Below are 12,538 nucleotides of genomic sequence, written 5' to 3'. Positions count from 1 at the left end.
CTTCCAAGGGTTTGCAACGTGACTAATGAAATCAGAAAAGATGCTGATTCACGCATGGAAAAAAGCGTAGAAGCATTCAAAAACCAAATCAGCAAGATCCGCACCGGCCGCGCTTCTCCAAGCATTCTGGACGGCATCATGGTGGAATACTACGGCGCCGCTACGCCGCTGCGTCAGCTGGCCAACGTAACCGTAGAAGACTCCCGCACGCTGAAAATCAACGTGTTCGACCGCAGCCTGAGCCAGGCCGTTGAGAAAGCGATCATGAGCTCTGATCTGGGCCTCAACCCGTCTTCCGCCGGTTCTGACATTCGCGTTCCGCTGCCTCCGCTGACCGAAGAGCGTCGTAAGGATCTGATCAAGATCGTGCGCGGCGAAGCCGAGCAGGGTCGCGTAGCGGTGCGTAACGTGCGTCGTGACGCCAACGACAAGGTCAAGGCGCTGCTGAAAGACAAAGAGATCAGCGAAGACGAAGAACGTCGCTCACAAGACGAGATTCAGAAAATGACCGACGCTTACATCAAGCTGGTCGACGCCGCGCTGGCGGAGAAAGAAAAAGAGCTGATGGATTTCTAATCAGCATCGCGCAGAAAGAAAGCGTCGCCTGGGCGGCGCTTTGTTTTTTGTGGCGCAGATCCCGTTTCATCGTACTGAAAGATCATGGACAAGCGGTGTCCAAGGTTCCACACTGGAACACCTCCGATCTCATCAGACAGTTATTCAGAGTGAACTCATGAAGCAACTGACCATTCTTGGCTCGACCGGCTCGGTAGGGACCAGTACCCTGGCCGTGGTCAGGGCGAATCCCGACCGTTTTGCGATCAAAGCGCTGGTGGCCGGCCGTAACGTCGCGGTCATGGCGCAGCAATGCATGGAATTCCGGCCCGCCTTCGCCGCGATGGCGGATGAAAACGCTGCGCGCGAGCTGCGCGCTGTCCTGGCGGAAAACGGTGTCGTTACCGAAGTCTTGGCCGGAGAACAAGCGGCCTGCGAGCTGGCAGCGTTGGATGACGTCGATCAAGTGACGGCGGCCATCGTCGGCGCTGCGGGGCTGTTGCCGACGCTGGCGGCGATCCGCGCCGGCAAACAGGTACTGCTGGCCAACAAAGAATCGCTGGTCACCTGCGGCCGTCTGTTTATGGACGCGGTGCGGCAAAGCCAGGCGCAACTGCTGCCGCTCGACAGCGAGCACAACGCAATTTTTCAGAGTTTGCCTGAGAACATTCAGCGTCAGTTGGGATACTCTTCACTGGACAGTCATGGTGTTTCGCGCATCGTGCTTACCGGTTCCGGCGGCCCGTTCCGCACCACGCCGTTGGAACAGTTCGCCGCGATGACGCCGGATCAAGCCTGCGCCCACCCGAACTGGTCGATGGGCCGCAAGATCTCGGTGGATTCCGCCACCATGATGAACAAAGGTCTGGAATACATTGAGGCCCGCTGGCTGTTTAACGCCTCGGCCGAGCAAATGGAAGTGATCCTGCACCCGCAGTCGGTGATTCACTCGATGGTGCGCTATGCCGACGGCAGCGTGCTGGCGCAGTTGGGGACGCCGGATATGCGCACGCCGATCGCCCACGCGATGGCGTATCCGCAGCGCGTGAACTCCGGCGTGGAAGCGCTGGACTTCTGCCGCATCGGTTCGCTGACCTTCGCCGAACCGGAACGCGAACGTTATCCTTGCCTGTACTTGGCGATCGAGGCGTTCGAGGCCGGTCAGGCGGCGACCACCGCGCTGAACGCGGCCAACGAAATCGCCGTGGCGGCATTTTTGCAGCAGCAGATCCGCTTTACCGACATTGCCGCGGTCAACCGCCAGGTGGTGGAACGTCTCGCGCTGCAGGAACCGACCTGCATCGACGCGGTCTTAGACATTGACCGTCAGGCGCGCGCCGCTGCCGAGGAGCGCGTTCGCGCGTTGTGCGGCTGATCACGGCGATTATCCGATTTTGCTCGTAATTCGCGCGTGCCGCAGCGGGGCCGTTTGTTCATGCCCCGCTGAGGTGGTATAGTCTGCGCCACCTGTCAGCGGTTATACCGTTGAATTATGGCCCGATTGGCGCTCTGTGCGCCAATGGCGGCCCGGCTGTGCCGGGTATCGCGAGGGCAGGCTGAAAGCCGTGTCGGGCACACGGCTTTTTTTGCGCGTAAGGGCCTGATGTTCCGGAAAGGCAGTTATATTTCTACTGAGGAAATAAGTACGAGTTATGTCGTCCGCAAACCAACAAGAGGCTAATCCATCTTCCCAGGGGCCGCGCCATGTCGCCATTATCATGGACGGTAACGGACGCTGGGCCAAACGTCAGGGCAAGTTACGTGTCTTCGGTCATAAAGCAGGGGTGAAATCGGTTCGCCGCGCGGTCAGTTTTGCCGCCAGCCACCATTTAGATGCACTCACGCTTTATGCCTTCAGCAGCGAAAACTGGAACCGTCCGGTGCAGGAAGTCTCCGCCCTGATGGAGCTTTTTGTCCGCGCTCTGGATAGTGAAGTAAAAAGCCTGCATAAACATAACGTCAGGCTGCGGGTGATCGGCGATATCAGCCGATTCAGCGCGCGTTTGCAGGAGCGGATCCGCCGCTCTGAAGCACTGACGGAAAATAACGATGGCCTGACGCTCAATATCGCTGCCAACTACGGTGGCCGTTGGGATATCATTCAGGGAGTAAGGGAACTGGCCGAACAGGTACGGGTAGGGGAGTTGCACCCGGATCAGATCAGCGAGGAATTATTGAGCGAGCGGGTTTGCATGAGCGACCTGGCGCCGGTGGATCTGGTTATCCGCACCGGTGGCGAGCATCGCATCAGTAACTTCCTGCTGTGGCAAATCGCCTATGCTGAACTTTACTTTACTGATGTGCTCTGGCCTGATTTCGATGAACTTGTCTTTGAAGGTGCGCTGAATGCATTTGCACAACGTGAGCGCCGCTTCGGGGGAACAACACCTATCGGCGCCGATGCGTCCTAGGGAGAACTTTTGCTGAAGTATCGCCTCATAACTGCTCTGATTTTAATCCCGATCGTTATCGCGGCGCTGTTCCTGTTGCCGCCGCTGGCCTTTGCTCTGGTAACGCTCGTCGTGTGCATGTTAGCAGCCTGGGAGTGGGGCCAATTGGCCGGTTTTACCTCCCGTTCGCAGCGCATCTGGTTGGCGATACTGTGCGGTTTTCTGCTGGCGTTGATGATGCTCAGCGTCCCCGCTTACCATCAATCCGTGCCGCAGATAAGCGGCTCGCTGTGGCTGTCGCTGGCCTGGTGGCTGGCGGCGTTGCTGCTGGTGTTGTTCTATCCCGGCTCGGCCTCTATCTGGCGCAATTCGCGCCCGCTGCGCCTGCTGTTCGGCTTGCTGACCATCGTGCCGTTCTTTTGGGGCATGCTGGCGCTGCGCCAGTTCGGCTACGAGCAAAATCCGTTTACCGGCGCCTGGTGGCTGCTGTACGTGATGCTGCTGGTGTGGGGCGCGGATTCCGGCGCCTACATGTTCGGCAAGCTGTTCGGCAAGCATAAACTGGCGCCGAAGGTCTCGCCGGGTAAAACCTGGGAAGGGTTGATCGGCGGGCTGCTGACGTCGGCGGTCATTTCCTGGCTGTTCGGCCGCTACGCGCCACTGAACGTGGTGCCGACCACGCTGCTGGCCTGTTCGGTGATCGCCGCGCTGGCTTCGGTGCTGGGCGATTTGACCGAAAGCATGTTCAAACGCGAAGCGGGCATCAAGGACAGCGGGCATTTGATTCCCGGTCATGGCGGCATACTGGATCGTATCGACAGCCTGACCGCGGCGGTGCCGGTGTTTGCCTGCCTGATGCTGTTGGTGTTTTAATCCGTCGATGACGGAAAGTGAGGGATGATGGTCAGCGTGCTTTGGAACCTGGTGGCGTTTCTGATTGCGCTCGGTATCTTGATTACCGTGCATGAGTTCGGACACTTTTGGGTTGCCCGTCGTTGCGGCGTGCGCGTTGAACGCTTTTCCATCGGCTTCGGCCGGGCGCTGTGGCGCCGTACCGATCGCCAGGGCACCGAGTACGTCATCGCTCTGATCCCGCTTGGCGGTTACGTGAAGATGCTGGACGAGCGCGTGGAGTCGGTGGCGCCGGAAATGCGCCATCAGGCCTTTAACAACAAAACCGTCTGGCAGCGTGCGGCCATCATCAGCGCCGGCCCCATCGCCAACTTCCTGTTTGCTATCCTTGCCTATTGGCTGGTGTTCATCATCGGCGTGCCGAGTTTCCGCCCGGTGATCGGCGAAATCGCGCCGCAATCCATCGCCGCCAAGGCCGAAATTTCGTCTGGCATGGAACTAAAGTCGGTTGACGGCATCGAAACGCCTGATTGGGAATCAGTTCGTCTGGCGCTGGTGGCGAAGATTGGCGATGCGCAAACCGAAGTCGGCGTCGCGCCGTTCGGCTCTTCGCAGGTGGTGACCAAAACCCTGGATTTGCGCCAGTGGAACTTTGAACCGGACAAGCAGGATCCCGTTGTCGCGCTGGGCATTATGCCGCGCGGCCCGCAGATCGAATCCGTGTTGGCGGAAGTGCAGCCTAACTCGGCGGCGCAAAAGGCGGGTTTACAAGCGGGGGACAGGATCGTTAAAGTCGATGGTCAGCCGTTGGGTCGTTGGCAGACGCTGGTGAAGCGTATCCACGATGGCCCGGGGCAGCCGCTGGCTTTGGAGATTGAAAGAAACGGCGCCCCCTTGTCTTTGACGCTGATACCGGATACAAAGCCGGTGGGAAAAGACAAATCGGTGGGGTTTGCAGGCATCATTCCAAAGGTGCTGCCGCTGCCGGAAGAGTATAAGACGATTCGCCAGTATGGACCGTTCCCGGCGCTGTATCAGGCCGGCGACAAGACCTGGCAGCTGATGCGGCTGACGGTCAACATGCTGGGCAAATTAATAACCGGTGATGTAAAGCTGAACAACCTGAGTGGCCCGATCTCGATTGCACAGGGAGCTGGGGCGTCAGCCGGAGTCGGATTCGTGTATTATCTGATGTTCCTGGCGTTGATTAGCGTCAACCTGGGGATCATCAACCTGTTCCCATTACCGGTGTTAGATGGTGGGCATCTCCTCTTCCTGGCGATAGAAAAGCTGAAGGGTGGGCCGGTTTCCGAGCGAGTACAGGACTACAGCTACCGCATAGGTTCGATCGTGCTGGTGTTGTTGATGGGTCTTGCACTTTTCAATGATTTTTCCCGCCTCTAGGGGCGGGGATAGGTTAGGAAGAACGCATAACAACGATGGCGATGAAAAAGTTGCTCATAGCGTCGCTGCTGTTTGGCAGCGCCACCGTATACGGTGCAGACGGGTTCGTAGTGAAAGACATTCATTTCGAAGGCCTGCAGCGAGTTGCCGTCGGTGCGGCGTTACTCAACATGCCGGTTCGCGTCGGCGATACCGTCACTGACGATGACATCAGTAATACCATTCGTGCCTTGTTTGCCACCGGCAACTTCGAGGACGTGCGCGTACTGCGCGATGGTAATACCTTGATCGTGCAGGTGAAGGAACGTCCTACCATCGCCAGCATCACTTTCTCCGGCAACAAGTCGGTGAAAGATGACATGCTCAAGCAGAACCTGGAAGCCTCCGGCGTCCGGGTGGGCGAGGCGCTCGACCGCACCACGATCTCCAGCATTGAAAAAGGGCTGGAAGACTTCTACTACAGCGTCGGTAAATACAGCGCCTCGGTGAAAGCCGTAGTCACGCCGTTGCCGCGCAACCGTGTCGACCTGAAACTGGTGTTCACGGAAGGGGTCTCCGCCAAGATTCAACAAATCAACATCGTCGGCAACCATGCTTTCACCAACGACGAACTGATCTCACGCTTCCAACTGCGTGACGAAGTGCCGTGGTGGAACCTGGTCGGCGACCGCAAATACCAGAAGCAGAAACTGGCGGGCGATCTCGAAACCCTGCGCAGCTTCTATCTGGATCGCGGCTATGCCCGCTTCAACATCGATTCTACCCAGGTGAGCCTGACGCCGGATAAAAAAGGCATCTACATCACCATCAACATCACCGAAGGCGAGCAGTACAAGCTTTCCGATGTTGTCGTGAACGGCAACCTGGCCGGCCACTCGGCGGAAGTCGCTCAGCTCACCAAAATTGAGCCAGGCGAGCTGTACAACGGCAGCAAGGTGACCAAAATGGAAGACAACATCAAAACGATGTTGGGCCGTTATGGTTACGCCTACCCGCGCGTCGGCACTCAGCCTGAGATCAACGACGCGGATAAAACCGTCAAGCTGCACGTCAACGTTGACGCGGGCAACCGCTTCTACGTGCGTCGCATCAAGTTCGAAGGTAACGACACCAGCAAGGATTCCGTACTGCGTCGCGAAATGCGCCAGATGGAAGGCGCCTGGCTCGGCAACGAGCAGGTCGAGCAGGGTAAAGAGCGTCTGAACCGTCTGGGCTATTTCGAAACGGTTGACGTGGAAACCCAGCGCGTGCCGGGCACCGCCGATCAGGTCGACGTGACCTATAAGGTGAAAGAACGCAACACTGGTACCTTTAACTTCGGCGTCGGTTACGGCACCGAGAGCGGCGTCAGCTTCCAGGCCGGCGTGCAGCAGGATAACTGGTTGGGTACCGGCTACTCGGTCGGCATCAGCGGCACCAAGAACGACTACCAGACCTATACCGAACTGTCGGTCACCAACCCGTACTTCACCGTTGACGGTGTGAGCCTGGGCGGCCGCATCTTCTACAACGACTTTAAGGCGGATGACGCGGATCTGTCGGACTATACCAACAAGAGTTACGGTATCGACGGCACGCTGGGCTTCCCGATCAACGAAAACAACTCGTTGCGCACCGGCCTGGGCTACGTCCACAACGGTCTGTCGAACATGCAGCCGCAGATCGCCATGTGGCGTTACCTCGACTCGATGGGCGTGGATGCGAACAAGACCGACCGCGCCAGCTACTCGACGGACGACTTTACGCTGAACCTGGGCTGGACCTATAACAACCTGGACCGCGGCTACTTCCCGACCTCGGGTAACCGTACCACGTTGAACGGCAAGGTCACCATTCCGGGCTCGGACAACGAATACTACAAGGTGACGCTGGACAGCGTACAGTACGTGCCGATCAACGACGACCGCACCTGGGTGCTGTTGGGTCGCGGCCGTCTGGGTTACGCGGATGGGCTGGGCGGCAAGGAAATGCCGTTCTATGAGAACTTCTATGCCGGTGGTTCGAGCACCGTGCGCGGCTTCCAGTCCAACACCATTGGTCCGAAGGCGGTGTACTACAACTCCAACTCGTACCAGTGTCAGTTCAACGCCGGCAGCACGACCGATCGTCAGAGCATCTGTAGCTCGGATGACGCGGTAGGCGGTAACGCCATGGCGGTCGCCAGCCTGGAGCTGATCACCCCGACGCCGTTCATCAGCGAGAAATACGCCAACTCGGTGCGGACGTCGCTGTTCATCGATGCCGGTACCGTGTGGGACACCAAGTGGAAGAATACCAACGAAACGCTGATGTACGGCGTGCCGGACTACAGCAAAGCCAGTAATATTCGTTCTTCCGCCGGTATCGCGCTGCAGTGGATGTCGCCACTGGGGCCGTTGGTGTTCTCTTACGCCAACCCGATCAAGAAATACGAAGGCGACAAGTCCGAACAGTTCCAGTTTAACATCGGTAAGACCTGGTAACGGGTCTCGCCTCTGGGCATAACAGTTATTAAGAATCGCAATGGCCAGGCGCCCGCCGGCAGAGGGAGATGATTCTCATTGTTTGGTGGGACAAGTCTGGCAAATTGTGTACTTCAGTGTCATATGACACAAATGGGTGATGGTAAGGAGTTTATAGTGAAAAAGTGGTTGTGTGCCGCAGGCCTCGGTTTAGCAATGGCTGCTTCAGCTGGCGTTCAGGCAGCAGATAAGATCGCTGTCGTTAACGTCTCCAGCATTTTCCAACAGCTGCCGGCCCGCGAAACGGTCGCTAAACAGCTGGAAAACGAGTTTAAAGGCCGTGCAAGCGAACTCCAGAACATGGAACGTAGCCTGCAGACCAAAATGCAGCGTCTGCAGCGTGACGGCGCTACCATGAAAGCCAGCGATCGCAGCAAGTTGGAAAAAGACGTGATGGCGCAGCGCGAGCAGTTCTCTCAGAAAGCGCAGGCTTTCGAGCAGGACAACCGTCGTCGCCAGATGGAAGAGCGTAACAAGATCCTGAGCCGCATTCAGGACGCGGTGAAATCTGTCGCCAGCAAAGGCGGTTATGACGTGGTGATCGACGCCAACGCCGTTGCCTATGCAGACTCTTCCAAAGATATCACTGCTGACGTGCTGAAACAGGTTAAATAACACATGCTTTCAATTCGACTGGCTGATTTAGCGCAGCAGTTGGATGCACAATTGCACGGTGATGGCGATCTCGTCATCACCGGCATTGCTTCTATGCATTCGGCACAGCCTGGCCAAATCACGTTTTTGTCAAACAGCCGCTATCAAGAGCAGCTGTCTTCCTGCCAGGCAAGCGCCGTGGTGCTTACCGAAGCGGATTTACCACACTGCCGTGCTGCGGCGCTGGTGGTTAAGAACCCTTACCTGACCTATGCGCGCATGGCGCAGCTGATGGACACCACGCCGTCGCCGGCCCAGGATATCGCGCCAAGCGCGGTGATCTCACCTGAAGCGCAGCTGGGGCAGAATGTCGCCATTGGGGCGAACGCGGTGATCGAGTCGGGTGCGGTGCTTGGCGATAACGTGGTTATCGGCCCGGGCTGCTTCATCGGCAAACACGCACGCATCGGCGCGGGAACGCGTCTGTGGGCGAACGTCACGATTTATCATGCGGTCGAAATCGGCCAGCGTTGCCTGATCCAGTCGGGCACCGTGATCGGCGCAGACGGTTTCGGCTATGCGAATGAGCGCGGCGAGTGGATCAAAATCCCTCAGTTGGGCACGGTGATTATCGGCGATCGCGTCGAAATCGGCGCTTGCACCACCATTGACCGCGGCGCTTTGGATAACACCCAAATCGGGAATGGTGTTATCATCGACAACCAATGCCAGATTGCACATAACGTCGTGATTGGCGACAATACCGCCGTCGCCGGCGGTGTGATCATGGCCGGCAGCCTGAAAATCGGCCGCTACTGCCAGATTGGCGGTGCCAGCGTGATCAACGGTCACATGGAAATTGCCGACAAGGTGGTTGTCACCGGAATGGGAATGGTTATGCGACCAATCACCGAACCTGGGGTATACTCTTCGGGCATTCCGTTGCAGCCTAACAAGGTTTGGCGTAAAACCGCTGCGTTGGTGATGAATATCGATGAGATCAGCAAACGCTTGAAAGCTGTCGAACGTAAAGTCGGAAAAGACTAATCATTGCCGCCCGCCCTAGCGGGTACAAAACGAAACGCGTTGGTCGTGAGACCAAAAGCGCAAAGAGATGTTAATTTGCGGCCTGCATGATGATCTCCTTTTGGGGTCAGCGCAGGCCGTGTTGTTGATGCCATCAGTTTTTAGAGACAGGAAGAGTATTTTGACTACTGACACTCATACTCTGGATATTGCAGAAATTTTGGATCTGCTTCCTCACCGTTACCCGTTCTTGCTGGTCGACCGCGTCCTCGAGTTTGAAGAGCACAAATATCTGCGTGCGGTGAAGAACGTATCGGTGAACGAACCGTTTTTCCAGGGCCACTTCCCTGGCAAACCGATTTTCCCAGGCGTATTGATCCTGGAAGCCATGGCGCAGGCCACCGGTATCCTGGCGTTTAAAAGCGTCGGCAAACTGGAGCCGGGCGAGCTGTATTACTTCGCCGGTATCGACGAAGCACGCTTCAAGCGCCCTGTGGTGCCAGGCGATCAGATGGTCATGGAAGTCACCTTCGAGAAAACTCGCCGCGGTCTGACTCGCTTCAAAGGCGTGGCGACCGTTGACGGTAAAATTGTCTGCGAAGCAACCATGATGTGTGCCCGCAGCCGGGAGGCTTAATCCGTGATTGACCAAACCGCCTTTATCCATCCTAGCGCGATAGTCGAAGAGGGCGCCGTGATCGGCGCCAACGTGCATATCGGCCCTTTCTGCTACGTCGGCTCCCAGGTGGAAATCGGCGCCGGCACGGTGCTGAAATCCCACGTGGTGGTGAACGGTATTACCAAGATTGGCTGCGATAACCAGATTTATCAGTTCGCTTCCATCGGTGAAGTGAACCAGGATCTGAAATACGCAGGCGAACCGACGCGCGTTGAAGTGGGCGATCGCAACCGCATCCGCGAAAGCGTCACCATTCACCGCGGCACTGCGCAGGGCACCGGCCTGACCAAAGTGGGCAACGATAACCTGCTGATGGTCAATGTGCACGTTGCCCACGACTGTGTGGTCGGCAATTCTTGCGTGTTGGCCAACAATGCCACGCTGGCGGGGCATGTGGAAATCGACGATCACGCCATTATCGGCGGCATGACGGCGATCCACCAGTTCTGCATTATCGGTGCGCATGTGATGGTAGGCGGTTGTTCCGGTGTCGCTCAGGACGTGCCTCCATTCGTCATCGCTCAGGGCAACCACGCTACGCCATTTGGCGTCAACGCGGTCGGCCTGAAGCGCCGCGGTTTTGATAAGGATGAAATGCAGGCGATCCGCAACGCCTACAAAATCCTGTATCGCAGTGAAAAAACGCTGGATGAAGCGAAGGCGGAAATCGAAGCCCTGGCCAAAGAGCAGCCGGTGGTGCAGCAGTACCTCGATTTCTTCACCCGTTCCACCCGCGGCATCATTCGCTGAGCTATGTCGAATCGTCCATTGACTATCGGACTGGTCGCCGGAGAAACCTCCGGTGACATTCTCGGCGCCGGTTTGATCCGCGCGCTCAAGGCGCAGATCCCCGACGCGCGTTTCGTTGGCGTCGCCGGTCCGCTAATGCAGGCCGAAGGCTGCGAAGCCTGGTACGAAATGGAAGAGCTGGCGGTCATGGGCGTGGTGGAAGTGCTCGAGCGCTTGCCACGCCTCTTGAAGATCCGCAAGGATCTCACTCGCCGCTTCGGTGAGCTGCGGCCGGACGTGTTTGTCGGCATCGACGCGCCGGACTTCAACATCACGCTGGAAGGCCGCCTCAAGCAGCGCGGCATTCGCACCATCCACTACGTCAGCCCGTCCGTGTGGGCCTGGCGGCAAAAGCGCGTTTTCAAAATTGGCAAAGCCACCGATTTGGTGCTGGCCTTTCTCCCTTTCGAAAAAGCGTTTTACGATCGTTTCAACGTCCCTTGCCGGTTTATCGGCCACACCATGGCGGACGCCATGCCGCTGCAGCCCGATCGGTTGGCGGCGCGCGCTCAGCTTGGCATCGCTCCGCAGGCGCGCTGTTTGGCTTTGCTGCCGGGCAGCCGCGGCGCCGAAGTCGAGATGCTGAGCGCCGACTTCCTCAAAACCGCGCAGCTGCTGCGCACGCGTTATCCCGAGCTGGAAGTGGTGGTGCCGCTGGTTAACGCCAAACGGCGCGAGCAGTTTGAGCGCATCAAGGCCGAGGTTGCGCCGGATCTGACGGTACATCTGCTGAACGGCCAGGGGCGCGAGGCGATGATCGCTAGCGACGCGGCGCTGCTGGCGTCCGGCACGGCGGCGCTGGAGTGCATGCTGGCCAAGTGCCCGATGGTGGTGGGCTATCGCATGAAGCCGTTCACTTTCTGGCTGGCGCAGAAGCTGGTGAAAACGCCTTACGTTTCGCTGCCGAATCTGTTGGCGGGGCGCGAGATTGTCACCGAGCTGCTGCAGCATGACTGCGTGCCGGACAAACTGGCCGCCGCCGTGATGCCACTGTTGGAAGAGAGCCCGGAAACCGACGCGCTGAAACAAACTTTCCTTACCTTGCACCAAAGCATTCGTTGCGGTGCGGACGAACAGGCCGCTCAGGCTGTGTTGGAGCTGGCGAAAGCATGATTGAACCCTTTATCTATCCCGCTGCCACGCTGATTGCCGGTGTGGACGAAGTGGGCCGCGGCCCGTTGGTCGGCGCGGTGGTCACCGCTGCCGTGATCCTCGATCCGGCGCAGCCGATCGTCGGTCTGGCGGACTCCAAGAAACTCAGTGAAAAACGCCGCCTGGCGCTGTATGACGAAATCGTCGCCAAGGCGCTCTCCTGGAGCCTGGGGCGCGCCGAACCGGCGGAAATCGACCAGCTGAATATTTTGCACGCCACCATGTTGGCGATGCAGCGCGCGGTGGCCGGGTTGCATATCGCGCCGGACATGGTTTTAATCGACGGTAACCGTTGCCCGAACCTGCCGATGCGTTCGCAGGCGGTGGTGAAGGGCGACAGCCGTGTGGCGGAGATCAGCGCGGCGTCCATTCTGGCGAAGGTCACGCGCGATCGCGAAATGGCCGAGCTGGACAGCGAGTTCCCGGACTACGGTTTCGCGCAGCATAAAGGCTACCCGACCGCCCTCCACCTGGAGCGGCTGGCTGCGTTGGGCGCCACCGAGCATCATCGCCGCAGCTTCGCGCCGGTGAAAAGAGCGCTGGCGCTGTAGTCTGCGGGCCTGACCGGGCTCGACGATAGCATTAACCCGGGCTCA

12 protein-coding genes are annotated in these 12,538 nt (G+C 58.3%); all 12 read left to right on the top strand.

The features are described from left to right. Nucleotides 1–18 precede the first annotated feature (18 nt). A complete protein-coding gene (gene frr / locus BVU99_RS03745; RefSeq protein ID WP_004931943.1) occupies nt 19–576 on the top strand; it encodes a ribosome recycling factor in 558 nt (185 codons plus the stop codon). A 157-nt stretch (nt 577–733) separates the two neighbouring features. Then, a complete protein-coding gene (gene ispC / locus BVU99_RS03740; protein WP_049206171.1) occupies nt 734–1,930 on the top strand; it encodes a 1-deoxy-D-xylulose-5-phosphate reductoisomerase in 1,197 nt (398 codons plus the stop codon). Between the two features lie 277 nt (nt 1,931–2,207). Beyond that, on the top strand, nt 2,208–2,966 hold the full coding sequence (ispU, locus tag BVU99_RS03735; RefSeq protein WP_025304035.1) for a (2E,6E)-farnesyl-diphosphate-specific ditrans,polycis-undecaprenyl-diphosphate synthase: 759 nt from the start codon (nt 2,208–2,210) through the stop codon (nt 2,964–2,966). A 9-nt stretch (nt 2,967–2,975) separates the two neighbouring features. Further along, nucleotides 2,976–3,818 carry a phosphatidate cytidylyltransferase gene (gene cdsA / locus BVU99_RS03730; RefSeq protein ID WP_099817545.1) on the top strand — a complete coding sequence of 281 codons (843 nt, stop codon included), beginning with the start codon at nt 2,976–2,978 and terminating at the stop codon, nt 3,816–3,818. Nucleotides 3,819–3,845: 27 nt separating this feature from the next. Next, nucleotides 3,846–5,201, top strand: a complete 1,356-nt coding sequence (rseP, locus tag BVU99_RS03725; RefSeq protein WP_025304033.1) for a sigma E protease regulator RseP — start codon at nt 3,846–3,848, stop codon at nt 5,199–5,201. A 35-nt stretch (nt 5,202–5,236) separates the two neighbouring features. Next, nucleotides 5,237–7,663, top strand: coding sequence for an outer membrane protein assembly factor BamA (bamA, locus tag BVU99_RS03720; protein ID WP_099817544.1), 2,427 nt, complete (start codon nt 5,237–5,239; stop codon nt 7,661–7,663). Between the two features lie 156 nt (nt 7,664–7,819). Next, nucleotides 7,820–8,317: a molecular chaperone Skp gene (gene skp, locus BVU99_RS03715; protein ID WP_025304031.1), complete on the top strand. Its 498-nt coding sequence runs from the start codon at nt 7,820–7,822 to the stop codon at nt 8,315–8,317. A gap of 3 nt (nt 8,318–8,320) precedes the next feature. After that, on the top strand, nt 8,321–9,343 hold the full coding sequence (gene lpxD / locus BVU99_RS03710; protein WP_025304030.1) for a UDP-3-O-(3-hydroxymyristoyl)glucosamine N-acyltransferase: 1,023 nt from the start codon (nt 8,321–8,323) through the stop codon (nt 9,341–9,343). A gap of 160 nt (nt 9,344–9,503) precedes the next feature. Beyond that, the gene (gene fabZ, locus BVU99_RS03705; RefSeq protein ID WP_004931962.1) at nt 9,504–9,959 is read left to right on the top strand and encodes a 3-hydroxyacyl-ACP dehydratase FabZ; all 456 of its coding nucleotides are present in this window, start codon (nt 9,504–9,506) and stop codon (nt 9,957–9,959) included. Nucleotides 9,960–9,962: 3 nt separating this feature from the next. Continuing rightward, on the top strand, nt 9,963–10,751 hold the full coding sequence (gene lpxA, locus BVU99_RS03700; protein WP_025304029.1) for an acyl-ACP--UDP-N-acetylglucosamine O-acyltransferase: 789 nt from the start codon (nt 9,963–9,965) through the stop codon (nt 10,749–10,751). Nucleotides 10,752–10,754: 3 nt separating this feature from the next. After that, the gene (lpxB, locus tag BVU99_RS03695; RefSeq protein ID WP_004931967.1) at nt 10,755–11,903 is read left to right on the top strand and encodes a lipid-A-disaccharide synthase; all 1,149 of its coding nucleotides are present in this window, start codon (nt 10,755–10,757) and stop codon (nt 11,901–11,903) included. Further along, nucleotides 11,900–12,493 (top strand): ribonuclease HII, encoded by a 594-nt coding sequence (gene rnhB, locus BVU99_RS03690; RefSeq protein ID WP_025304028.1) that lies wholly within the window; start codon nt 11,900–11,902, stop codon nt 12,491–12,493. The genes lpxB and rnhB overlap by 4 nt, the downstream gene beginning before the upstream one ends. Nucleotides 12,494–12,538: the final 45 nt, after the last annotated feature.

Source organism: Serratia sp. OLAL2, assembly GCF_002752475.1.
Taxonomy (GTDB): Bacteria; Pseudomonadota; Gammaproteobacteria; order Enterobacterales; family Enterobacteriaceae; genus Serratia; species Serratia bockelmannii.
Note: the sequence above shows the minus strand (reverse complement) of the source record. Positions and strands in the feature narration are given on the sequence as shown.

Excerpts from the sequence above, each read along its gene's own strand:
- ispU (WP_025304035.1), top strand. The coding sequence starts at position 2,208 with ATGTCGTCCGCAAACCAACAAGAGGCTAATCCATCTTCCCAGGGGCCG.
- rnhB (WP_025304028.1), top strand. The coding sequence starts at position 11,900 with ATGATTGAACCCTTTATCTATCCCGCTGCCACGCTGATTGCCGGTGTG.
- ispC (WP_049206171.1), top strand. The coding sequence starts at position 734 with ATGAAGCAACTGACCATTCTTGGCTCGACCGGCTCGGTAGGGACCAGT.
- lpxB (WP_004931967.1), top strand. The coding sequence starts at position 10,755 with ATGTCGAATCGTCCATTGACTATCGGACTGGTCGCCGGAGAAACCTCC.
- rseP (WP_025304033.1), top strand. The coding sequence starts at position 3,846 with ATGGTCAGCGTGCTTTGGAACCTGGTGGCGTTTCTGATTGCGCTCGGT.
- bamA (WP_099817544.1), top strand. The coding sequence starts at position 5,237 with ATGGCGATGAAAAAGTTGCTCATAGCGTCGCTGCTGTTTGGCAGCGCC.
- lpxD (WP_025304030.1), top strand. The coding sequence starts at position 8,321 with ATGCTTTCAATTCGACTGGCTGATTTAGCGCAGCAGTTGGATGCACAA.